Annotated in this window: 21 protein-coding genes; 11 read left to right on the forward strand and 10 right to left on the reverse strand. The window is 58.9% G+C overall.

Going from position 1 to position 21,567, the window contains the following annotated elements; all coding sequences use genetic code 11:
• Positions 1 to 5: 5 nt before the first annotated feature.
• Positions 6 to 374 carry an ATP-dependent Clp protease adapter ClpS gene (gene clpS / locus KDW95_RS05980; protein ID WP_067382598.1) on the reverse strand — a complete coding sequence of 123 codons (369 nt, stop codon included), beginning with the start codon at positions 372 to 374 and terminating at the stop codon, positions 6 to 8.
• Between the two features lie 239 nt (positions 375 to 613).
• Between clpS and cspD the strand changes: the two genes are divergently transcribed.
• Entirely contained in the window at positions 614 to 826 is a 213-nt protein-coding gene (cspD, locus tag KDW95_RS05985) for a cold shock domain-containing protein CspD (protein ID WP_255855373.1), read from the forward strand.
• 169 nt (positions 827 to 995) lie between these two features.
• Here cspD and icd read toward each other — a convergent pair whose 3' ends face one another.
• On the reverse strand, positions 996 to 2,252 hold the full coding sequence (gene icd, locus KDW95_RS05990) for an NADP-dependent isocitrate dehydrogenase (RefSeq protein ID WP_255855374.1): 1,257 nt from the start codon (positions 2,250 to 2,252) through the stop codon (positions 996 to 998).
• Positions 2,253 to 2,494: 242 nt separating this feature from the next.
• Between icd and KDW95_RS05995 the strand changes: the two genes are divergently transcribed.
• A complete protein-coding gene (locus tag KDW95_RS05995; protein ID WP_255855375.1) occupies positions 2,495 to 3,181 on the forward strand; it encodes a pseudouridine synthase in 687 nt (228 codons plus the stop codon).
• A gap of 43 nt (positions 3,182 to 3,224) precedes the next feature.
• Here KDW95_RS05995 and moaE read toward each other — a convergent pair whose 3' ends face one another.
• Entirely contained in the window at positions 3,225 to 3,677 is a 453-nt protein-coding gene (gene moaE / locus KDW95_RS06000) for a molybdopterin synthase catalytic subunit MoaE (RefSeq protein WP_255855376.1), read from the reverse strand.
• A gap of 72 nt (positions 3,678 to 3,749) precedes the next feature.
• On the opposite strand from moaE, the gene KDW95_RS06005 reads away from it, so the two are divergent.
• The 7 genes from KDW95_RS06005 to KDW95_RS06035 all read left to right on the forward strand — a co-directional run bounded on the left by KDW95_RS06005 (position 3,750) and on the right by KDW95_RS06035 (position 9,890).
• Positions 3,750 to 4,232, forward strand: a complete 483-nt coding sequence (locus KDW95_RS06005) for an NUDIX hydrolase (protein WP_370646673.1) — start codon at positions 3,750 to 3,752, stop codon at positions 4,230 to 4,232.
• Positions 4,229 to 5,338: a tRNA 2-thiouridine(34) synthase MnmA gene (mnmA, locus tag KDW95_RS06010; protein ID WP_255855377.1), complete on the forward strand. Its 1,110-nt coding sequence runs from the start codon at positions 4,229 to 4,231 to the stop codon at positions 5,336 to 5,338. The genes KDW95_RS06005 and mnmA overlap by 4 nt, the downstream gene beginning before the upstream one ends.
• Positions 5,339 to 5,346: 8 nt before the next feature.
• A complete protein-coding gene (hflD, locus tag KDW95_RS06015; RefSeq protein WP_255855378.1) occupies positions 5,347 to 6,018 on the forward strand; it encodes a high frequency lysogenization protein HflD in 672 nt (223 codons plus the stop codon).
• 140 nt (positions 6,019 to 6,158) lie between these two features.
• Complete coding sequence (gene purB / locus KDW95_RS06020) at positions 6,159 to 7,523, forward strand: adenylosuccinate lyase (RefSeq protein WP_255855379.1); 1,365 nt, start codon at positions 6,159 to 6,161, stop codon at positions 7,521 to 7,523.
• 144 nt (positions 7,524 to 7,667) lie between these two features.
• Entirely contained in the window at positions 7,668 to 8,390 is a 723-nt protein-coding gene (gene trmJ / locus KDW95_RS06025; RefSeq protein ID WP_255855380.1) for a tRNA (cytosine(32)/uridine(32)-2'-O)-methyltransferase TrmJ, read from the forward strand.
• A 94-nt stretch (positions 8,391 to 8,484) separates the two neighbouring features.
• Positions 8,485 to 8,736 carry a hypothetical protein gene (locus KDW95_RS06030; RefSeq protein WP_255855381.1) on the forward strand — a complete coding sequence of 84 codons (252 nt, stop codon included), beginning with the start codon at positions 8,485 to 8,487 and terminating at the stop codon, positions 8,734 to 8,736.
• Entirely contained in the window at positions 8,736 to 9,890 is a 1,155-nt protein-coding gene (locus tag KDW95_RS06035) for a cupin domain-containing protein (RefSeq protein ID WP_255855382.1), read from the forward strand. Before KDW95_RS06030 ends, KDW95_RS06035 begins: the two co-directional genes overlap by 1 nt.
• A 170-nt stretch (positions 9,891 to 10,060) precedes the next feature.
• Here the strand turns inward: KDW95_RS06035 and KDW95_RS06040 are convergent, their stop codons facing one another.
• The 3 genes from KDW95_RS06040 to KDW95_RS06050 form a co-directional block, all read right to left on the reverse strand.
• Positions 10,061 to 10,696 (reverse strand): glutathione S-transferase, encoded by a 636-nt coding sequence (locus KDW95_RS06040; RefSeq protein ID WP_255855383.1) that lies wholly within the window; start codon positions 10,694 to 10,696, stop codon positions 10,061 to 10,063.
• An 81-nt stretch (positions 10,697 to 10,777) separates the two neighbouring features.
• Entirely contained in the window at positions 10,778 to 11,629 is an 852-nt protein-coding gene (locus tag KDW95_RS06045) for a MurR/RpiR family transcriptional regulator (RefSeq protein WP_255855384.1), read from the reverse strand.
• Between the two features lie 600 nt (positions 11,630 to 12,229).
• Positions 12,230 to 13,636, reverse strand: coding sequence for a YfcC family protein (locus KDW95_RS06050; RefSeq protein ID WP_255855385.1), 1,407 nt, complete (start codon positions 13,634 to 13,636; stop codon positions 12,230 to 12,232).
• Positions 13,637 to 14,182: 546 nt separating this feature from the next.
• Here KDW95_RS06050 and KDW95_RS06055 point away from each other — a divergent pair.
• Both KDW95_RS06055 and KDW95_RS06060 read left to right on the forward strand, forming a co-directional pair.
• A complete protein-coding gene (locus KDW95_RS06055) occupies positions 14,183 to 14,893 on the forward strand; it encodes a hypothetical protein (protein ID WP_255855386.1) in 711 nt (236 codons plus the stop codon).
• Entirely contained in the window at positions 14,890 to 15,405 is a 516-nt protein-coding gene (locus tag KDW95_RS06060) for an ureidoglycolate lyase (protein ID WP_255855387.1), read from the forward strand. The genes KDW95_RS06055 and KDW95_RS06060 overlap by 4 nt, the downstream gene beginning before the upstream one ends.
• Before the next feature lie 107 nt (positions 15,406 to 15,512).
• Here the strand turns inward: KDW95_RS06060 and msrA are convergent, their stop codons facing one another.
• The 4 genes from msrA to KDW95_RS06080 form a co-directional block, all read right to left on the reverse strand.
• Entirely contained in the window at positions 15,513 to 16,094 is a 582-nt protein-coding gene (gene msrA / locus KDW95_RS06065) for a peptide-methionine (S)-S-oxide reductase MsrA (RefSeq protein WP_255855388.1), read from the reverse strand.
• Positions 16,095 to 16,203: 109 nt separating this feature from the next.
• Positions 16,204 to 18,678 carry an EAL domain-containing protein gene (locus KDW95_RS06070; RefSeq protein ID WP_255855389.1) on the reverse strand — a complete coding sequence of 825 codons (2,475 nt, stop codon included), beginning with the start codon at positions 18,676 to 18,678 and terminating at the stop codon, positions 16,204 to 16,206.
• A gap of 387 nt (positions 18,679 to 19,065) precedes the next feature.
• The gene (locus KDW95_RS06075) at positions 19,066 to 20,421 is read right to left on the reverse strand and encodes an MBL fold metallo-hydrolase (RefSeq protein WP_255855390.1); all 1,356 of its coding nucleotides are present in this window, start codon (positions 20,419 to 20,421) and stop codon (positions 19,066 to 19,068) included.
• Between the two features lie 69 nt (positions 20,422 to 20,490).
• A complete protein-coding gene (locus KDW95_RS06080; protein ID WP_255855391.1) occupies positions 20,491 to 21,459 on the reverse strand; it encodes a D-2-hydroxyacid dehydrogenase family protein in 969 nt (322 codons plus the stop codon).
• Positions 21,460 to 21,567: the final 108 nt, after the last annotated feature.

Raw genomic sequence — 21,567 nt, forward strand, 5'->3', positions numbered from 1 at the left:
CCTGATCAGACGCTCTCGACTTCACACAGCAAGGGATGCTTGTTTTCCCTTGAGTATTGATTCACTTGTGCAGCTTTAGTTTCAGCCACATCTCGCGTGTAGATACCACAAACGCCCTTACCCTGAGTATGGACGGCCAACATGATCTGTGTCGCTTTTTCCTGATCCAGCGCGAAAAAAATCATCAACACCTCGATTACAAAATCCATGGGCGTGTAATCATCATTCATCAGCACCACCCGATACATGGGCGGGCGTTTCAGCTTGGGTTTCGCCTCTTCGGTCGCCAAACCTGAATTGTGATCGCCATGCTGCTCATCATGCCCATCGTTGTCATTATCAGACGATAGCCTGACTGATACGGAACTGCTCATGCCTGAATGTTAGCCTTTACGTTGGTCGGTAGATGAAAATGGGGACCGGCAATTAGCGTCCCGCAAAGCCGGTGCTATACTGCCGTGACGCAGGAGGGATCCAGTATCAGCAGTACCTGCCTCAATGTAAAGAAGTCGCCTCCGGGCTCGCTTCTCCATTGTAGCAAGTCAGCGTCTGGGAGTTGAGGCCTGTTTCCTGCAGACAGGCACTCAGGGCAGATAACGAGGGGAGTTCGCGCATGCAGACAGGGAAAGTAAAGTGGTTCAACAACGCAAAAGGATATGGATTTATTCTGTCGGATGACCACAACGAGGACTTGTTCGCCCACTACTCGGCGATTCAGTCCGATGGCTACCGCAGCCTCAAGGCAGGACAACTGGTTGAGTTCGAAACCCAGCCAGGCCCCAAGGGAACGCACGCCGTCAACATCAAGCCCCTGGGTACGAACTAACCTCCGGATACAGGCGCAGCAGCCATGCTGCAACACCGCCACAGTATAACGCACGAACCCGCGAGACAGCCCTGGCTGAGCGCGGGTTCTTTCGTTTTCGCTTGCCTGAAAACACCAGAACCCGCCGTTTGGCGGGTTCCGGCAAAAAGACGCCGTTCAGCGCAGAGGCTTACATCCTGGCAATGATGGCATCACCGAATTCCGAACTTTTCAGCAGGGTTGCACCACTCATGAGGCGCTCGAAATCATAGGTTACGGTTTTCGCCGCGATGGCACCGTCTACGCCCTTGATGATCAGATCGGCCGCTTCCAGCCAGCCCATATGGCGCAGCATCATTTCGGCCGACAAGATTACCGAGCCCGGATTAACCTTGTCCTGACCGGCATACTTGGGCGCCGTACCGTGGGTTGCCTCGAAGATCGCCACCTCGTCCGACAGGTTCGCGCCCGGCGCGATACCGATCCCCCCCACCTCGGCTGCCAGCGCATCGGAAAGATAATCACCGTTGAGGTTCAGCGTCGCCACCACGTCGTACTCGGCCGGGCGCAGCAGGATCTGTTGCAACATGGCATCGGCAATCACATCCTTGACCACGATCTGCCTGCCTGACTTGGGGTTTTTGAAGCTCATCCAGGGCCCCGCATCCAGCAAGGTAGCGCCAAATTCTTCCCGGGCCAGCTCGTAGCCCCAGTCCTTGAAGGCGCCTTCGGTGTACTTCATGATATTACCCTTGTGTACCAGGGTCACCGAAGCGCGGTCGTTGTCCACTGCGTATTGCAGCGCCTGGCGCACCAGTCGCCGGGTACCCTGGCGGGAAACGGGCTTGATGCCGATACCGCAGTTTTCATCGAAGCGAATCTTGCTGACGCCCATTTCCTCCTTGAGGAACTTGATGACCTTGTCGGCTTCGGGCGAACCGGCCTTCCACTCGACCCCGGCATAGATGTCCTCGGAGTTTTCGCGGTAAATCACCATGTCGACATCCTGCGGGTTGATCACCGGACTGGGCACTCCCTTGAACCAGCGCACCGGGCGCTGGCAGACATAAAGATCCAGTTCCTGGCGCAGCGCCACGTTGAGCGAACGAATACCGCCGCCGACCGGCGTTGTCAGCGGCCCCTTGATACCAACGACAAACTCCTTGAACGCCGCCAGGGTCTCCTCGGGCAGCCAGGTATCCTGGTCATATACCTGGGTCGCTTTCTCGCCGGCGTAAACCTCCATCCATGAAATCTTGCGCTGGCCACCGTATGCCTTGTCGACAGCGGCATTCACGACCTTGATCATCGGCGGGGTAACATCAATGCCGATGCCGTCGCCCTCGATATAGGGGATGATGGGGTTACTGGGTACATTCAGGGAAAAGTCGGCATTGAGCGTGATCTTTTCACCTTCGGTCGGCACCTGAATCTTCTGATATCCCATTCTCTACTCCACTGAATACATTCGTAGGGCACCTCGCAAAACCGTAACGAGCAGGCTTAGAGGCAAGGCGCACGGCGCGCAGGAACCGCAGTGTATGGGGTATACATGAGGATTCCGAGCACCGCGCAACGCAGCCTATGAGTCGCGCAGTAGGTTTTTCGAGGTGCCCCGTAGTAGTATCGCCCGACTGAGTATACACACAGCCACTTTTGCCGCTATCGCACTATAGCCCATCAGGTCCAATGTCCCAGCTGATCCTTTTTAACAAGCCGTTCCAGGTACTGACCCAGTTCACCGATGACCAAGGCCGCAAGACCCTGGCCGACTATATCCGCCAGAAGGACGTGTACGCCGCCGGCCGGCTGGACTACGACTCAGAGGGCCTGCTGCTGCTGACCGACGACGGCGCTCTGCAGCATCAGCTGAGCCACCCGCGCCACAAGATGGAGAAGACCTACCTGGCCCAGGTGGAAGGCGATGTCAGCGAAACAGCGCTTGTGGCGCTGCGCCGCGGCGTGGAGCTCAAGGATGGCATGACGGCACCCGCCAAGGCCGAGCGCATTGAAGATCCGGCACTCTGGCCGCGCAACCCGCCCATCCGGCAACGGGCACAGATTCCCACCAGCTGGATCAGGCTGAGCATTACCGAAGGCAAGAACCGCCAGGTCAGGCGAATGACGGCGGCGGTGGGTTTCCCCACCCTGCGCCTGATACGCATCGCCATCGGGCCCTGGTCGCTCGATGGCCTCGCACCGGGACAATCACGCAGCGTGACAGCCCCAAAACCCGCGGCGGGGGCTGGTGCGCGCAGTGCCCCGGCGCGCAATGCTGGCGCTATACAGCGACTACCCGGGGCGAGACCGGACAACTCAAGGAGAAAAAGCACGGGGGCGACAGCCAGGAAAAAACCGGGCAGACGCTCGCGCTAGATCGCTGCAAGCCGTTGCGGCAGTGCAGTAAACTGCTCACCCGTTACCACTTGTCAGCCGCATCCAGATCGCTGCCCTTTTGTTCGACCCAGCGGGCGTTATCGCTCAGCAGCTCCTTTTTCCAGAACGGGGCATCGCGCTTGAGATAGTCCATGATGAACTGCGCCGCTTCAAAGGCAGCCACCCGGTGACGGGACGATACACCCACGTAAACGATGTTGTCGTTCCCCAGCAGCTCACCAATACGGTGAATCACGCAGACTCGCCCCAATGGCCAGCGTTCGCGCGCCTGGGCGACAATTTTGGCCAGCGCTTTTTGCGTCATGCCCGGGTAATGTTCAAGAAATATTCCACGCAGGCGTTCGGCCCCCTCAAGCTCGCGCACGATGCCGGTAAAGGTGACGATAGCACCGCAGCTGGCATCCTCGGCACGCAGCTGCGCGTGCAGGCCGGCAATGTCAAAATCCTCGGTTTGAATACTGATAAAATCGCTCATGCATGACTCCTGTTGCGGGCGGGAAAAATCATAGCATTAATGCTATGGTGTGCACCCCATGAATTGGTGGACATGAAACCGATGTGCTGGACGCCCCATGCAACCGTCGCCGTGATCATTGAACGGGACGGCCACTTCCTTATGGTCGAGGAAAACTCCGACGGCCTGCGGGTGTTCAATCAGCCCGCCGGCCATGTTGAGGACGATGAAACCCTGGTGAGCGCCGCCGTGCGTGAAACCCTGGAAGAAACCGGCTGGCATGTGCGCCCGGAATACCTTGTAGGCCTGTATACCTACAAGGCACCGTCCAATGGCGTGACCTACTACCGTTTTTGCTACGCCGCCACAGCGCTTGAGCAAGCAGACAACGGCGTGCTCGATAAAGACATCATCGCGACCCACTGGCTGACCCGCGACGAACTGCAAGAGCGCAATGCGCAATTGCGCAGCCCGCTGGTACTGCGGTGTATCGATGACTACCTGGCGGGCCGGCGTTACCCGCTTGAATTTGTAACAGAACATTCTGCCCAGAGATCCGATCCGACGACACCATGAGCGAACACACCCACACCAAAGTCATTGTCGGCATGTCCGGCGGCGTCGACTCCTCCGTTTCCGCCCTGCTGCTCATGCAACAGGGATACCAGGTTGAAGGCCTGTTCATGAAGAACTGGGACGAAGACGACGGCACCGAATACTGCACCGCCCTGGCCGACCTCGCGGATGCCCAGGCCGTCTGCGACCGCCTCGGGATAAAGCTGCACCAGGCCAATTTTGCCGCCGAGTACTGGGACAACGTGTTCGAACACTTCCTGGATGAATACCGCGCGGGCCGCACGCCCAACCCCGATATCCTGTGCAACCGGGAAATCAAGTTCCGTGCCTTTCTCGACTATGCCTGCGAGTTGGGTGCCGACCTGATCGCCACCGGCCACTATGTTCGTCGCCTGGATGACAATGGCCAAACCCTGCTGCTAAAGGGCCTGGACAACAACAAGGACCAGAGCTATTTCCTGCACCAGGTCGGTGAAGCCGAGCTTGCCAAAACCCTGTTCCCGGTCGGTGAGCTGGAAAAGCCGGAAGTGCGCCGCATTGCCGAAGAACATGACCTGGCGACCCATGCCAAGAAAGACAGCACCGGCATCTGCTTTATCGGCGAACGGCGCTTTGCGGACTTTCTCAAGCAGTATCTTCCCGCCCAGCCCGGCAACATCGAAACCCCCGACGGTGAAGTCATCGGCCAGCACAGCGGTCTCATGTATTACACCGTCGGTCAGCGCCAGGGGCTGCGCATCGGCGGCTTGAAAAACCACCCTGAAGAACCCTGGTTCGCCGCCTTCAAGGACCTGGAGCGCAACGTGCTGATAGCGGTACAGGGCAAGCAGAACGACCTGCTGTTCACCGACTGGCTGACGGCCAGCGATATTTTCTGGATAAACGGCGAGTGCCCGCCGCTTCCGCATCGCTGCAAGGCCAAGGTGCGCTATCGCCAGGCTGACCAGGGCTGCATGATCGAGGCCCGTGGCGAGACCGGTTACATCGTGCGCTTTGATCAGCCCCAGCGCGCCGTCACACCCGGCCAGTCCGTGGTGTTCTACGATGCAGAGACCTGCCTGGGTGGCGGGGTAATTGAAACCACCGGTAAAACCGGCTCGGAGTAAGCAGCTAGATGTCACGCCAACAGGATCAGCAGGCCATTGCCCTGGCCGCCATGTGTCAGGCAGCCACACTGGTGGATCAGATCGCAACCCGCGGCATGATTCCACAAAACAGCTTTGAAGCCTGCCTATACAGCATTTTCGTCACGCAACCCGGCTGCACCGAAGACATTTATGGCGGCGCCCACGACCTGCCGCACAACCTGCATCTGGGCCTGAAGACCCTGGGCGACTTCATCGACAAGCGCCGGGGCGACCAGAACCGCAACCTGATCAACTATGTGCTCAGCATGATCACGCTGCAGGCCAAGCTCGTATCCAACAAGGAAATGCTCGCGACCCTGGGCAAGCGCATCGACCAGATTCGCCAGCAGGCACAGTATTTCAACGACCAGGACGGCGACCTGCTGGACAACCCTTCGGTCTTTACCCACACCAATGTGGTGGCCAATATCGCGAGCCTGTACCAGGAAACCATCAGCACCTTCAGTTTTCGTATTAATGTCGGCGGCGACCCGCGCCACCTGCAGAATGCGGACAATGCCGCCAAGATCCGCGCGCTGCTGCTGGCCGGCATTCGCGCCGCCATGCTCTGGCAGCAGGTCGGCGGGCGTCGCTGGCAACTGCTGTTCTTCAAGCACCGGGTTCGACCCTCGCTTGAGCGCCTGCAGGCACCGCAGTAAAAATACTGCTGACGTGCGGTGCCCCGATACCGGTCTTTGGACCCTGGCACCGCCGATCCGCGTATAAGTCATACGCCGGCGTCGCATTTCCGTTATAATGCGGCCACTTTTTTAACCCTACAGTCACAGCGAGACGTTTCATGGAGCTCTCTGCCCTTACGGCCATTTCCCCCATCGACGGACGCTACGGCAGCAAAACCGCTGACCTGCGCGCCATCTTCAGTGAATTCGGCCTGGTCCGTTTTCGTGTAGAAGTGGAGATCCGCTGGCTACAGCAGCTGGCCAATCACCCCGGCATCGTCGAAGTTCAGCCGTTCAGCGCCGCCACTGACGCGCAGCTCAATGCCATCGTCAGCGAATTCAGCGAAGCCGATGCCCAGCGTGTCAAGGACATCGAGCGCACCACCAACCACGACGTCAAGGCCGTTGAATATTTCATCAAGGAAAAATTCGGCAGCAACGACGAACTGGCCAAGATCAGTGAATTCGTGCATTTTGCCTGCACCTCCGAGGACATCAACAACCTGTCCCACGCCCTGATGCTGAAAAACGGCCTGGCCGTCATGCAGGCGCAGATGCAGCAGGTAAAGGACGGCATCGCTACCCTGGCCCGCGATTACGCGTCCCAGCCCATGCTGTCCCGTACCCACGGCCAGACCGCCTCCCCCACGACGCTCGGCAAGGAAATGGCCAACGTCGCACATCGCCTGCAGCGCCAGCTCAAGCAGCTGGACCAGATGGAGTTCCTGGGCAAGATCAACGGTGCTGTCGGCAACTACAATGCCCACATCTCTGCCTACCCCAACGTTGACTGGCAGGCGTATGCCGAGTCCTTCGTGACCAGCCTGGGCCTTGACTGGAACCCCTACACCACCCAGATCGAGCCGCACGACTATATCGCCGAGCTGTTCGATGCGATCTGCCGCTTCAACACCATCCTGATCGACTTCGATCGCGATGTCTGGGGCTACATTTCCCTGGGCTACTTCAAGCAGCGCACCATTGCCGGTGAAGTGGGCTCGTCCACCATGCCGCACAAGGTCAACCCGATTGACTTCGAAAACTCCGAAGGCAACCTGGGTATCGCCAACGCCATCATGCAACACCTGGCCGCCAAGCTGCCGGTCTCGCGCTGGCAGCGCGACCTAACCGACTCCACGGTGCTGCGTAACCTGGGCGTCGGCTTTGGCCACAGCCTGATCGCCTACCAGTCGGCCCTCAAGGGCATCAGCAAGCTGGAACTGAACGCAGCACGCCTGGATGCCGACCTGGAAAACGCCTGGGAAGTACTGGCCGAGCCGATTCAGACCGTGATGCGCCGTTACGGCATTGAAGAGCCGTACGAAAAGCTCAAGGCACTGACCCGCGGCCACACCATGAACCGCGAGACCATCCAGAACTTTATCGATACGCTGGATATGCCGGACGATGCCAAGGCGTCGCTCAAGGCGCTGACACCGCAGAACTACATCGGTAATGCGGTAGCCCAGGCCGAAGCGATCTGAATGATCCCTGGCTGACTGAACGGGGCCCCAGGGCCCCGTTTTCAATGGTGCCGCGCTGAGCACCTGTGCAAATGCCGGCGGACAAAGGCCCACGTCATCACGCACACCCATTACTGAAAAAAGCGATCTGCCTTCGGAACTGCCATGCTCAAGAATATCCGTATCGTACTGATCAACACCTTCCACCCCGGCAATATCGGTGCCGCCGCCAGGGCCATGAAAAACATGGGCCTGACCCAGCTATGGCTGGTGGAGCCGCGGGAATACCCGCACCCCGATGCGGATTCTCGCGCCGCTGGCGCCAAGGATGTGCTGGATACCGCCCGCGTTGTCGGCAGCCTGGATGAAGCCATCGCCGACTGCCAGCTGGTCATCGGCACCAGCGCCCGCAATCGCACCTTCGACCTGCCCCAGCTGGATGCCCGCGAATGCGGTATCAAGTGCGCGGCCGAGTCCGGTGACGGCGAGATTGCCATTGTCTTTGGTCGCGAGACCATGGGGCTGCACAACGACGAGCTCAAGCGTTGCAATTTCCATGTCTATATTCCGGCCAACCCCGAATACCCGGTACTCAACGTGGCCCAGGCCATCCAGCTGCTCAGCTACGAAGTCTGGATGGCCCACGAACAGCCCCAGGTTCGCAGCGAAAGCGCGCAGTATCCGCGCCAGGGCGAAATGGCCCTGTTCTACGAACACCTTGAGCGGGTGTTGCGCCTGACCCACTTCATCATCCCGCAGCATGAAGGACGCGTGCTCGACAAGCTGCACCGTTTTTTCAATCGCAGCCGCCCGGAACGGGCCGAACTTGGCATGTTGCGCGGAATTCTCGCCTCTGTCGAAGAAGTGCTCGGCAAGCAGAAGAAATAGACCTGTTCAAGGTTTTGGCGGTTGTCGCAACAGGCCGCTGCGCGCTAGTCTGGAGACCCGTAACCGAACTCCAGCAATCGCCAGGATCCGAATGATGAACAGCCAGATCAAGACACTGATGAGCCAGGCCGATGAGTTGCGCAACGGCATCCACGACCTGGCCGAACGCACCCATAACTACCAACTCAACCTCGCCGGCATCGAGCGCTGCGTGGACACCATCAGCCACTGCGTCGGTCTGGTGGGCAACAACCGTGTCGCGGCCATCGCCGCCAAGGATCAGCGCAAGATCATGGCGGAACTGGAAAGCGCCGTCGAAGAACTCAAGGAGCTGCTGCAGCGCTAATGAACATACTGAACCTGGGCGACCTGACGCCTGAACGCTTTCTGGCCGAGTACTGGCAGAAGAAACCCCTGCTGATCCGCCAGGCCTTCCCTAACCTTGAGCCGGTTATCGAACCCGATGACCTGGCAGGCCTGGCCTGCGAAGACGACGTGGAAGCCCGTATTGTGCTGCAGGACCCGGCCAGCGACGGCTGGGCACTGCAACAGGGGCCCTTCGACGAAGGCCATTTCGGCCAGCTGCCCCCCTCCCACTGGACTCTGCTGGTGCAGGCGGTGGATCACTGGGTTCCCGAAGCCGCGGAACTGATGGCACAGTTCGACTTCATCCCGCGCTGGCGCCTGGACGACCTGATGGTCAGCTATGCCGTTGATGGCGGTGGTGTCGGACCACACTATGACAACTACGATGTATTCCTGATCCAGGCCGCCGGCCAGCGCCGCTGGGAAGTGGGTGGCGAATACGATTCAGAGTCCCCCCGGCGCAGCGACGCACCGGTGATGATTCTGCCGGAATGGGAAGCCGAGCAGAGCTGGGTACTGGAGCCCGGCGACATGCTCTATGTGCCGCCGCGCCTGGGGCACAGCGGCATCGCCGTGGGCGATGGCTGCATGACCTACTCCGTAGGTTTTCGGGCCCCCTCCCATGGCGAAATCATGCGCAACTTTACCGACTTTGTCGGCGAGCGCCTGAGCAGCGAGTTGCGCTACAGCGATCCGGACCTGCAGCCCCAGGCCAGCAGCACCCGTATCGGCGACGACGCCCTTGAGCGGGTGCGCGCCATACTGACGCAGTACATCAACGACGATGCCCTGCTCGGCGAATGGTTCGGGCGCTGCATGACCGAACCCAAGTACCCGGATCTCGATCAGCAGCCCGAAGAGCCTGTCACCCAGGAGAACCTGCGTACCTACCTTGAATCCGGCGGTACCCTGAGTCGCACCGAAGGCGCACGACTGGCCTGGCGCAGCACCGCAGAGGGCTGCCAGCTGTTCGCCGACGGCGCTCTCTATACCGGCAGCCGCGCGCAGGAAGGTCTGTTCAGTGGCATCTGTAACAGCGGCGGGCTGGACCTGGGCGAGGACATCGATGCAGCGCTGGCGCTGCTGACCCAGCTGATCAACCAGGGCGTCTTCTACGCCGACGAGCAGGACTGACCGGCAAGGCAGGTGAAAGGTGAAAGGTGAAAGGTGAAAGGTGAAAAAGATAACGGTATAAAAACCAGACTCAACACCTGAACGTCCGTAATCCGCTCTGCAAAAGCACCAAGTAACACCAACAAAGGCTGCCGAGGCAGCCTTTGTTGTGTCTGGGATGCTCGCCAGCACTACCCCCTGGGCGCCGTCTGCTGCATCGACGGCCGCTGGCTGAAACGCTCGAACCAGGCACTCAGGCCGGCATGACCTTCACGCCAGTTGAACCGCGCAAAACGAAAGCTCAGGTAGCCCAGCGCACAACCGACCGCAATGGTGCCGATATCCACCCGCTGCGCATCCGGCCCGTCCGGCCCCTCGAGCGCCGCAATATCCTTGTCCAGCAGGTCCAGAATGCGCGTTATCTTGCCCATCTGGCCGGCTTCCCAGTCATCCCACTGCAACGCTTCGGGCCTTGCTATACGTTCGTAGCACGTCAGCACCGCTGCGTCCAGCAAGCCATCGGCATGGGACTGCAATACCAGCGCACTCCAGCGCCCTTCCCCGCCAGGAAAGAGATTGCCGCAGGCCTCGCTGTCGAGGTACTCGCAAATGACTCGGCTGTCGCACAGCACAACACCGGTTTGCGTAACCAGGGTAGGCACCTGCCCCAGGGGATTGAACGCCGCAACCCTGAGGTCGGGCTGCACCGGATTGGCGGCAGCGTTCAACAACTCAAGCTGATCGCTACACCCAAGCTCATGGGCCACGACCAGTACCTTGCGCACAAAGGGAGAAGCTGGTGAATAGTACAGTTGCATGGTTTGCATTGCCGGGGCCGTCCATAGATTTTATTGGCAGAGTACGCCGACGCCCTGCTGCGGGCAAGACGTCGAGGCACCCAGGTGCGTTCAGCTTTCTTCTATTTTGTTGAACAGGTCGTGCAGTTTCTCAGCCCGACTGAGGCGATCCGACGCACTGCGTCCCAGCTGATCGGAAACCGATGCACAGATGTAATTCAGCATGCTGAAAGCCGAAATATAGGAATCGAACAGCGAGGTACTCTGAACACTGCAGCGCAGGGTCCAATCCGCCAGGTTCACGGTCTTGTCCTCTGAATGATCGGTCATGTAGAGCACCCTGGCACCCAGCCCCTGGGCGTAGGTCATCACCCGGCTGATGATTTCCTTACGCCGACGAAAGCCAATCACGATCACCATGTCCTGTTCATCGAGACCACAGAGGTCCTTCTCGATCGCCTGGGCCGGGCGCGGCAACACCTCAACACCTTCACGCAGCTGGATAAGTTGCTGGCGAAAATACAGTGCCGGCATATAGCTGTTACCGTAACCCAGGATCCAGATCTGCCGTGCGTTCTCGATACAGTCGATTATGACCCTGTGCATGGGTTCGCCCAGACCATCGAAGCTACGCACCAGGTTTTGCATCTCGCAGTCCAGGTGCTGTTTTATTTCGCTCTTCAAGTCACCGGCGTGATGATCGAAGGTGTTCAGGTACCGTGGCGAGCCCTCGGACTTGGCCTCACGCACCTGCTTGCGAATCTCGCGAAAGTCCTTGTACCCCAGGCGCTTGATCAAGCGGGTTGCCGCGGCATTCGAGGTATCGGCGCGTTCGACCAGCTCGGTGATGGAATGAGTCGCCAGATCACCGGGGAAGTCTATGATGATGTCCGCAAGCAGGCGCTCGCTGCGCGGCAGTTCTTCATAGATTTCACGCAAGCGATCTTCGATTGGCAACTTCATGTGTTTCTCCCCTATACCGACCTGCCGGGCATCTGACTGGCACTGTACCGCCATTCTATCCGCTCTTTCCCGATACCGCAGCGCCCGCGCACCTGGCAGAACACAAAAGACCACCGGCCTGGCATGCAGCCCAACCGGGGGTGCAGGGATCATCCCTGAACCTCAACCGACTGCGGGGACCGGTAACAACACCGATAAACGTTTTTCAAAATAATGAGTTTCGACAATTGAATTTTATTTTTGTAAACAATTCTCGATTTAATAGGATACATTCCTTTAACTATGAATATTAAAGCCGCCTCTCGCGGGACAAGGTCTTCCTGCTACTGAATAACCGCCTGTAAATTAAATGAACAAATCAACGCCTGCTGAAACTTATCCAGGCCGTCAGATAAACAAGAGGGTTTGAAGGGTACCAGCCCTGACCTGCAGCCACTCTCCTGGCCCATACACCTAACAATTTTGTATACAAATAAACAACTAAAACCTGCCGGACCAACTATCCAGTTTTTATTCATCACCAGACCTGATCCCACATAAAAAAACCTCCCGGGAGGTTAATCCCGGGAGGCATGGTCACACTAATACCCTGCTAGTGTCTTAGCCGACCCATTGGGTGGACTGGGCGTAAATAAGGAAAGCCATGGCAATCGCGACCCAGATGCAGAACAGCGGTACAAAGAACTTGATCCATTTGTTCCAGCCGACACCGGCCAGTGCCAGGGTCGCCATAAAGTAGCCGGATGTCGGGTACAGGATATTGCTCAGGCCATCCCCCAGCTGATAGGCCAGCACGGCGGTCTGGCGTGTAACGCCCACCAGATCAGACAACGGCGCCATGATGGGCATGGTCACCAGGGCCTGGCCGCTGCCCGAGGGAATGACAAAGTTGAACCCCAGCTGCGACACGAACATGCCAATGGCAGACAGCATCGACGGAAAGCCTCCCACCAGACCACCCAGACCGTGGACCAGGGTATCCATGATGTTGCCATCCTCCAGCACCACCGCCACGGCGCGGGCGACGCCGCAGATAAAGGCACCGACCAGTACATCCCTGAAACCATCATTGAAACCTTCACAGATATCGGCGGTTTTCAGGCCCGCTATCAGGCCCACGACCACCCCCATGATGACAAAGAGACCGGCCATTTCCATCATGAACCAGTTGCGCTCCAGTACACCCCAGACCAGGATGCCAAAGAAGCCAAGGGCCGCGACTGCTGCCATTTTCTGGCGCGACGTTGCACTCAGCGCGCCTTCGTCCTCGGCGTGGAGGTAGCGCTTGCGCTTGTCGGCCTCGGCCGCATCACCATGCATCAGGCTCAGCTCGGGGTTGTTGCGCACCTTCATGGCATAGCGAACCACATAGACAATGCCCACCAGCAGAATCGCGACGAAGGCCGCCGCCCGCAGCCCCATGCCGGAGAACACCGGCAGGCCCGCCAGCTGCTGCCCAAGCCCGGTATTGATCGGGTTCAGCACACCGGCCGTAAAGCCCGCCGTGGTCGCACAGAGTGCGACACCCGCTGCGGTGACGGAGTCGAAGCGAAGGGCAATCATCAGCGGCAGAATGACCGGCACGTAAACCAGCGCCAGCTCCTGGGTGCCAATCAGCGTGGCAATCACCGCGAAGGTGACCATCAGCACCGGAATGACAACGATACTGTTGTGGGCGAAGCGTCGGGTCAGCTTGTCGACGCCGATCTCAATGATGCCGGTACGGCGCAACACCATGAACATGCCACCAATGATAAAGGTGAAGAACACCACCACTCCGGCATCCATCAACCCGCGGGGAATGGCCAGCATGAAGTCCTGCAGGCCCACGGGCGTCGATTCAATGATCCGAAACGAGTCGGGGTCAATGGTGGTACGGCCATTGGGCCCTGGAACGCGGTCATACTGACCGGCCGGCACAATGTAGGTCAGCAATGCCGCGATGGCACTGAAAACAAACAGAATGACGTAGATGTGGGGCATCTCGAACGGCTTGCTGGTCTTCACGTCAGCCTCCGGGGTCATCGCACCTTTACCAGACAGAGACTCAGCCCCGCTCGGGCTGCTGTTGGCGTTTGCCATAGAATATACACCTCATTTTTATGTTTTTTATTGTCCAGCCAATTCCGCGAGGATAGAGCGGCTCTGCAGCCGTCAGATCCGGGCAACCACTGGCACCCTTTACCCTCGCCATCTCGCTGGATGCACCTGCCACGTTCAACGCCAGATTCACTCAAACGCCTGGAGCGTGACAGGACTTGATCGGCCTGCCCATCTGTCGACCTGAACGAAATGGTAATTAATTTTTAAATAAATTAAAAGTGAAAATTTTGTATTGATTGACAAAAGATAATGCGTAAGATTATTAAACGACCAAGTGATGGCGATAGCCGTTCGTCAATAACTATGGCCGTTCTGATCTACATATAAACCTGACCATTTAGACAGGCATAAACCGCAGGCATTGCTTTTTAACCCCCTGACAAGGCTGTTCGATAAAAAGCCGTGTCCGTGACGGGCAGAATAAAAACCAACTAGAAAAGGAACATAATCATGGCTTATCCGGAATCCGACCTTTGTGTCCGCTGGCCAAACCTGGCTGACGCACGCTTTGGCGCCGAAATCCTGTTTTGCACCGACGACTTCTTCGCCGCGGCAGAGCGCATGCTGTGCCACACGCAGGCACAGTGGAAGGAAGGCGTATTCGATGACAGCGGCAAATGGATGGATGGCTGGGAGTCCCGCCGCAAGCGCTGCGAAGGCTTTGACTGCAGCATCATTCGTCTGGGCCTGCCGGGCGTCCTCAAGGGCATCGACCTGGATACCAGTCATTTCACCGGCAATTTTCCGCCCTCGGCATCACTTGAAGCCTGCTACTGCGAAAGCGGCGATCCGACCTCCGACACCCGCTGGACGGAGATCCTGCCCTCGGTGGCCTTGTCCGGCGATGCGCACCATATCCACGGTATCGACGATGAGCGCTGCTGGACGCACCTCAAGCTCAATATCTATCCCGATGGCGGTATTGCCAGGCTGCGTGCCTGGGGACGGCCCCGGACACCCATTGAAGCCGGCAGCCAGACCCCGATCGACCTGGCCGTGGTCAATGGCGGGGCACCCTGGCCTGCAGCGACGAGCATTTTGGCCGCATGGCCAATATCCTCAATCCGGGCCGCGGCATCAACATGGGCGATGGCGGCATCAGCCGGCTGCGCCTTGTTGGCCTGCCGGTCGACCTCGCACACCAGGAGCGCTAACCGATGAAGACACTCACCCTTGAGCCGCTGCAGCGGGACAGCTTTGCCTCCTTCGGCGAGGTGATCGAAATGCAGGGAAGCCATCAGTTTGCCATCAACCAGGGCGCGACCGTGCGCTACCATGATATCGCCCGTATCATGACGGCACCGCAAGACGGCCATGCCGCCATCAGCCTGGCGCGTTCGCAACCGCTACCCTCGCCGCTGAAGGTCACCATGCTGGAACGCCATCCGCTGGCGAGCCAGGCATTTATCCCCCAGGGGCAGCAGCCGTTTATCGTGATAGTAGCACCGCCGGGAGAAACCATAGATCCGGCGGATATTCGGGCTTTTCTGTGCGATGGCAGCCAGGGCATCAACTACCACCCGGGCGTCTGGCACCATTCACTGCTGGCCCTGAGACCCAACCAGGACTTTGTACTGGTGGACCTGATCACCCAGGCGTCCAACTGTGACGAGCACCATTTCGAGCCCGGTGCGCAACGGTCACTGGACTACTCACACCTGCTGGAGGGCTAGCCGGATATGCACAAGCATGTCGGATAACGGTCTGGCGGCACTCGCCGCCAGGCTGCCTGAAGCGCGCCGACTCTCGCGGTCACCGGATCCTGCCCCAGTCTCAAGGCTCAGTGCGCGGCCCGATCACCCCAGATTGCTTCCAGACGCGAAACGCGACCGCAGGCGCTTTTGTAGTAACGATAGCGAATCGGATTCTTGATGTAGTAGTCCTGATGACCTTCCACCACCGGGTAGAAGCGTGTCGCCTCCAGCACCGGTGTTACCACCCTGTTTTCGGCAAACTCGGCCACCACCTGTTGCCTGGACGCCTCGGCCAGGCGCCGCTGGCTGTCATCCAGCACGAAGATGGCACTCAGGTAACTCGGTCCCTTGTCACAGAACTGTCCGCGATCATCGAACGGATCGACATTGACCCAGTAAATGTCCAGCAGCTGCTGATAACTGATGACCTTGGGATCATAGGTCACTTCAATTGCCTCGTAGTGCCCCTCGTGATTGCCATCGTAGACCGGGTTTTCCAGGGTACCCCCGGTGAAGCCGGACACCACATCGTTTACCCCGGCCAGGGGCTGAAACGCCTGTTCCATGCACCAGAAACAACCGCCAGCGAAAATGGCCCTGTCCGCCGAGGCTGACACCGGAGCCAGCGCTGCAAGGACAGCCAGCGAAAGCATTGCGAGTTCTTTCATAAATCCATCCTGAGTGAAATGTGTCGGTTGCCAGGCTTGGAGCCTGGCGCAGGCGCCCGCAATCGATCGCGGCAACACAGGGCCATCCTTGCCTTCAGCCGCCGGGCCGTTACTCCTGTCGTTCGAACGCGTACCTGTGGTCATGATAGCCTTCGGACCAGGACTCCAGCACGTCGACGGTGCCAGGGCGACCAAAATGGTAACCCTGGAACTGGTAGCAACCTATTGCAATCAACGCATCGCATTGCGCCTTTGTTTCGACGCCCTCGGCAATCACCGCCAGATCAAGCGAGCTCCCCAGCGCTATGATCGTTTTAACAATCGCAGCATCATTGGGGTCTTTCAGCAAATCCCGCACGAACGACTGGTCGATCTTGAGTTGATCCAGCGGCAGGCGTTTAAGATAGCTCAGTGACGAATAGCCGGTACCGAAATCATCCAGCGAGAAACGCACGCCCCGCGCCTTGAGCCGGTTCATGTTGCTGATCATCGTTTCAACATTTTCGATCAGCAGACTTTCCGTCAGTTCAAGCTTGAGGCGCAGGGGGTTGGCACCGGTTTCATCCAGTACCGCACAGACCTCCTCAACAAAGCCCGGGTGGTGAAACTGCCTGGCACTGATATTGACCGCCAGTGGCAGCCGGGCCCATTGCGGCTGCTCCGCCCAGGCCACCAGCTGCCGGCAGGCGCATCGCATGATATAGCGGCCCAGTGGCAGAATCAGCCCCGTGGACTCCGCCACCGCGATAAAGGCCCCCGGCGCCACCAGTCCCATTTCGGGATGCCGCCAGCGCACCAGCGCCTCTGCACCCACCAGCTTACCCTGCGCATCCACCTGCGGCTGGTAATGCAGAAAGAACTGTTCAGCCTTCAGACCCGCGCGAAGATCGGCTTCGATGGCGGCGCGGGCGCTGACCTCAGCCTGCATCTGCGGATTAAAAAAACGCACCTGATTACGGCCGGCTGTTTTGGCTTCATACATCGCAAGGTCCGCCCGTTTTAGCAACTCTTCCACCGTACTCTGCGCCTCGGAGAACATGGCCACGCCGATGCTCACCGTGCTGTTGTGACTGTGGCCGGGCAGCGCATAGGGCTCTCGCAGAACTTCCAGCAACTTGCCGGCAATGCTTTCAACCTCAAACAGCGCCCTGTCGGCCTGCCGGTCCAGGCCTTCGAACATCAGCACGAACTCGTCGCCTCCGAGCCGCGCCAGGGTATCGGAGTCCCGCACATGGCTGTCGAGACGCTCGGCCACCTGGCGCAGCAGCTGGTCGCCCATATCGTGGCCCAGGGTATCGTTAAGATCCTTGAAGTTATCCAGATCAATAAACAGCAGGGCCCCTTCGGTGTGACTGCGCTCACGCGTGGCCAAGGCGTGGGCCAGCCGATCCAGCAGCAGACGCCGATTCGGCAGGCCCGTTAACTGATCATAAAATGCAAGCTGATGAATCTCCTGCTGATTACGTTTTTGAGCGGTAATATCGGTGGAAATACCGCAAAGGCCATAGGTCTTTCCGCCACTGTCACGCAACGGAATCTTGACTGTCAGGTAGGTCCTCGGACCCTCGCCCTCCGGGCCCGGAAGGGTCTCTTCCTCCATCACCCGCTCACCCGCATCCAGCACGCGCCGGTCGGTCCGGCGCACCGCTGTGACAACCTCCGGCGGCAACAGGGCTTCGTCCGTGCATCCCGCCAGTTGCTCGGGCGAACGGCCAAAATAGTCACAGACCCGGCCATTGCCGTACTGATAGCGCAGTTCGGTATCCTTGATATAGATATAGGACTCGACACTGTTCAGAATCGTCGACAGTTTTTTCTCGCTGGTTCTGAGGTGCCGGGTTTTCAGTGCCACCTGCCGACGCAGAAGGGCTGTCCCTCCCAGGGCAAGCAGCAGCAGCGCGCCCAGGGTTGCGAGTCCCCAGCGCACCGGCGCCGTGACTCTCGCCACGGGCGCGGCTGTACCCCAGCGCTGCAAAATCTGGAAGTAGCGGGAATCCGGATCCTGGGTCCATTGCCCCAGGTATCGGTCAATCGTGCCGAGCAGCTGGGCATTGGCCCCCTTGCCTGTGGCATAGAACAGGCGCGCGGGCTGAAACATCACCGATGTTTGGTGCACGCCATAGTGCGCCGCCACATAGTCACCGAAATGATAGTTGGCAGCGATGGCCTCAGCCTCGCCGGCACTGACCCGTTCGAAGCCCTCACGCAGACTTTCAACCGGAACAAGGTCTGCCCGTACACTGAAGCTTTCCAGCAGGGACTGAAGGTACTGCTGCTGAATGGAGCCGGCCAGGACCAGGATACGCATGCCCTGCAGATCCAGAACGGAATTGAGCACGACGTTTTCGCGTCTGTACAGTTGCGACCAGCTATACAGCGAGGGGATCTGGTGGAAGTCCAGAGTCCGCGCCCGCGCATCACTGAAGGCCACATCGGGCAACAGGTCGATCTGGCCGGCGCTAACCTGCTCCAGACACTGACTCCAGCTACACACCACCGGCTGCAGCGTCCAGCCTTCCTCCCGCGCGATCTGTTGCAGCAGCTCTCCCAGGATGCCGGACGGCTCCCCGTCCTCTCCAAGCATGATTTTGGGCGCATTCTCATAGACCCCAACGCGCACATCTCGGGAAGGAAGCCCGGACATTACGGCCGGACTGATCAGCCACAGACTCAGCCACAAGCCCCCGATAAGGGCAGTGCTTTTGCGACCCCAACACGCCCGTGTCGAAGCCCCCACGCTTGTGCTCCAAAACCTGTACAGATGCCAACCCCCATTACGTTACCCCTGTGCGCTGCCTACAGACGCCGGACGCTGGCAAACACTAAGGAGCGATTTTTTATCAGTCAACCGATAATACGCCTCCAGGCAGAATGCTACTAATGTATTGGAATAATCCCCGGACAGGATCGGCCAGAAATTGTTATTCGCGCGGGTTGAACCATGAATCGCTGATGCCGGATGCAACGCCTCTCAGACAGACAGAATATGACGATAACCGGCGACCTCCACCGAGAACGGCAGCGTTCGCCGCAAGTGGTCGCGCATGCCTTCCAACGCCTCCGGCTCACCGTGAACCAGCTGAATCCTGGTGTCCGGCTTGAGCGCCGAAGCTTCGAGCCAATGCCCTATATCGACGAAATCGCCATGCCCAGACAAGCCATGCAGGGTACGGATTCGCGCACGGTTCTTGACCCATTCCCCGTGAATTTTCACGCTATCGACACCCTGCTGCATCTTGGCCCCTCTGGTACCGCCGGCCTGATAACCTGTCAGCAATACCGTCGTGCGATGATTCGACAGCAACCGCTTGAGGTGATGCAGAATTCTGCCCCCGGAAACCATTCCGCTGCCGGCGATAATGATGTGCGGATAAACCTGGTTACTCAGCGCCTGTGACGCCTTGACACTCTCCACATACTTTACGGTTCGGCACATGCGCCGACAGTCAGCGGCACTGAGCCTGTGGATAGCGTGAAACTGGCAGTAGATATCCGAAACATCAATGGCCATGGGACTGTCCAGATAGACCGGCATTTTGGGAATGCGATGATCGGCCATCAGTGTCGCCAGCATATGCTGCAACACCTGGGCGCGACCTACGGCGAAGCTCGGAATCAGCAACACACCGCCACCGCTCACCGTTTCGTTGACGACCTCACCAAGTTGCTCGCAAGGATCGGTCTTGTCATGCCGGCGATTACCGTAAGTGGACTCCAGCATCAGCAGATCAAGTTCGGGCAGGGGTTTGGGCGGGAGCATGAACAGATCATCCGGGCGCCCCACATCACCCGAAAAACCGATGCGCTTGCCCTCTGCCTCGATAATCACGCAGGCGGCACCCAGAATATGACCCACCGGGTGCAGCGAAATTTTCATATCGCCGACACTGAACACCTGTTCAAATTCAACCGGTTTTAACAGCGCCAGGCAACGTTCGGCCGTGGCACTGTCATACAGGGGCTCAGGGTGTGCATGTTTGCCCAAACGATGGCGACTGTAAAAACGCGCATCTTCCTCCTGTAGATGACCGCTATCGGGAAGGAGCACACCGCACAGCGCCTGGGTAGCAGGATGACAGTAAACCGGCCCCCTGTAGCCCTCGCGATAGAGCACGGGCAGGTAACCCGAATGATCCAGGTGCGCATGGGTCAGGATGACAGCTGCAAGGCTTTGGCGGTCCACAGACAGGCCCTGCCAGTTTCGCTCGCGCAGCCATTTGTAGCCTTGAAAAAGCCCACAATCAACCAGCACCTGGGTGTTTTGGCTACTGACGAGAAACTTTGAGCCGGTAACGGTTTCGGTGCCGCCAAGAAAGGTGACTTTCATTGTGTGTCTCCCGGAATTTGCTATTGGGGACGGCACCGCTGGAAAACAACGTCAGGCGTTACCGCATGCCTAGCGGAAACACGCCTGCGGGTTGAGTATGTTCGCTGTGCCTCCGGCAAAAAACTCAACGACGTTGCGAAACGCAGCATCGAAGTAAAGTTCGTACCCTGAAGATTCAACATAGCCCAGATGCGGGCTGCAGAGGACGTTATCCATTTTGAGCGCCCAATAGTCCGGGTCGACAACGGGCTCCCGTTCATACACGTCCAGCGCCGCCCGGCCGGGCCGGCCCGACTGCAGCGCCTGCTGTAGCGCCCCCTCCTCCACCAGCTCAGCGCGACTGGTATTCACGAACAGTGCTTCGGGTTTCATCCGGATCAGGTCCTCGTAGCGCACCAGCCCTATGGTGTCTGCATTCAGGCGCAGTTGCAGGCTCAGCACATCGCTGTCGGCAAAAAATGCCGCCTTGCTGCAAGCGGCGTTCAGTCCCTGCTGCTCCGCCGCCTGGCGCGAACCTTCGGAGCCCCACACCAGCACTTTCATATCAAATGCCGTCGCATAGCGGGCCAGGCGCTGGCCAATCTTGCCAAAGCCCCAGATACCCAGCGTCTTGCCGGCCAGACAGTCGCCGATATTCACCTGCCAGCGCCCCTGCTGCATGGCGTTGACCGCCGGCACCAGCTTGCGCATCGCCGTCATGATCAGCGCCCAGGTCAGCTCCGCCGGCGCCACCGGCGATCCCGTGCCTTCGGTAATGGCAACACCGCGACGGTGACAGGCATCCACATCGATATGGGCGGCAACCTTGCCGGTCTGGCTGATCAGTTTAAGGCGCGGCAGCCGGGCCAGCAGGGTATCGTCAATCAGGGTGCGCTCCCGGGTCAGCACCAGTGCATCGGCGCTGGCAAAGCGTTGTGCCAGGGTATCGATATCGCTGACGGCATCATGAAATACCTCGACCTCGAAATCCTTGAGGCGCGAAAAACAGGGCAGTCCCTGCACCACATGCTGATAATCATCGGGTATGACCACTTTCACGTTCGCGCTCCTGGCAGGTTGAGGACACGGCTCAACCTGAGACCGTTCAACGCAGTACTCTATAACGCCGGCCAGGGCGACACCAGCGACACAGGGACCCGCCAGCAC

The sequence above is a fragment of the Marinobacterium rhizophilum genome, from assembly GCF_024397915.1.
Lineage (GTDB): Bacteria > Pseudomonadota > Gammaproteobacteria > Pseudomonadales > Balneatricaceae > Marinobacterium_A > Marinobacterium_A rhizophilum_A.

Coding starts and splice junctions, on each gene's coding strand:
- clpS (WP_067382598.1), bottom strand. CDS start 374: ATGAGCAGTTCCGTATCAGTCAGGCTATCGTCTGATAATGACAACGAT.
- cspD (WP_255855373.1), top strand. CDS start 614: ATGCAGACAGGGAAAGTAAAGTGGTTCAACAACGCAAAAGGATATGGA.
- icd (WP_255855374.1), bottom strand. CDS start 2,252: ATGGGATATCAGAAGATTCAGGTGCCGACCGAAGGTGAAAAGATCACG.
- KDW95_RS05995 (WP_255855375.1), top strand. CDS start 2,495: ATGTCCCAGCTGATCCTTTTTAACAAGCCGTTCCAGGTACTGACCCAG.
- moaE (WP_255855376.1), bottom strand. CDS start 3,677: ATGAGCGATTTTATCAGTATTCAAACCGAGGATTTTGACATTGCCGGC.
- KDW95_RS06005 (WP_370646673.1), top strand. CDS start 3,750: ATGAAACCGATGTGCTGGACGCCCCATGCAACCGTCGCCGTGATCATT.
- mnmA (WP_255855377.1), top strand. CDS start 4,229: ATGAGCGAACACACCCACACCAAAGTCATTGTCGGCATGTCCGGCGGC.
- hflD (WP_255855378.1), top strand. CDS start 5,347: ATGTCACGCCAACAGGATCAGCAGGCCATTGCCCTGGCCGCCATGTGT.
- purB (WP_255855379.1), top strand. CDS start 6,159: ATGGAGCTCTCTGCCCTTACGGCCATTTCCCCCATCGACGGACGCTAC.
- trmJ (WP_255855380.1), top strand. CDS start 7,668: ATGCTCAAGAATATCCGTATCGTACTGATCAACACCTTCCACCCCGGC.
- KDW95_RS06030 (WP_255855381.1), top strand. CDS start 8,485: ATGAACAGCCAGATCAAGACACTGATGAGCCAGGCCGATGAGTTGCGC.
- KDW95_RS06035 (WP_255855382.1), top strand. CDS start 8,736: ATGAACATACTGAACCTGGGCGACCTGACGCCTGAACGCTTTCTGGCC.
- KDW95_RS06040 (WP_255855383.1), bottom strand. CDS start 10,696: ATGCAAACCATGCAACTGTACTATTCACCAGCTTCTCCCTTTGTGCGC.
- KDW95_RS06045 (WP_255855384.1), bottom strand. CDS start 11,629: ATGAAGTTGCCAATCGAAGATCGCTTGCGTGAAATCTATGAAGAACTG.
- KDW95_RS06055 (WP_255855386.1), top strand. CDS start 14,183: ATGGCTTATCCGGAATCCGACCTTTGTGTCCGCTGGCCAAACCTGGCT.
- KDW95_RS06060 (WP_255855387.1), top strand. CDS start 14,890: ATGAAGACACTCACCCTTGAGCCGCTGCAGCGGGACAGCTTTGCCTCC.
- msrA (WP_255855388.1), bottom strand. CDS start 16,094: ATGAAAGAACTCGCAATGCTTTCGCTGGCTGTCCTTGCAGCGCTGGCT.
- KDW95_RS06070 (WP_255855389.1), bottom strand. CDS start 18,678: ATGCTTGGAGAGGACGGGGAGCCGTCCGGCATCCTGGGAGAGCTGCTG.
- KDW95_RS06075 (WP_255855390.1), bottom strand. CDS start 20,421: ATGAAAGTCACCTTTCTTGGCGGCACCGAAACCGTTACCGGCTCAAAG.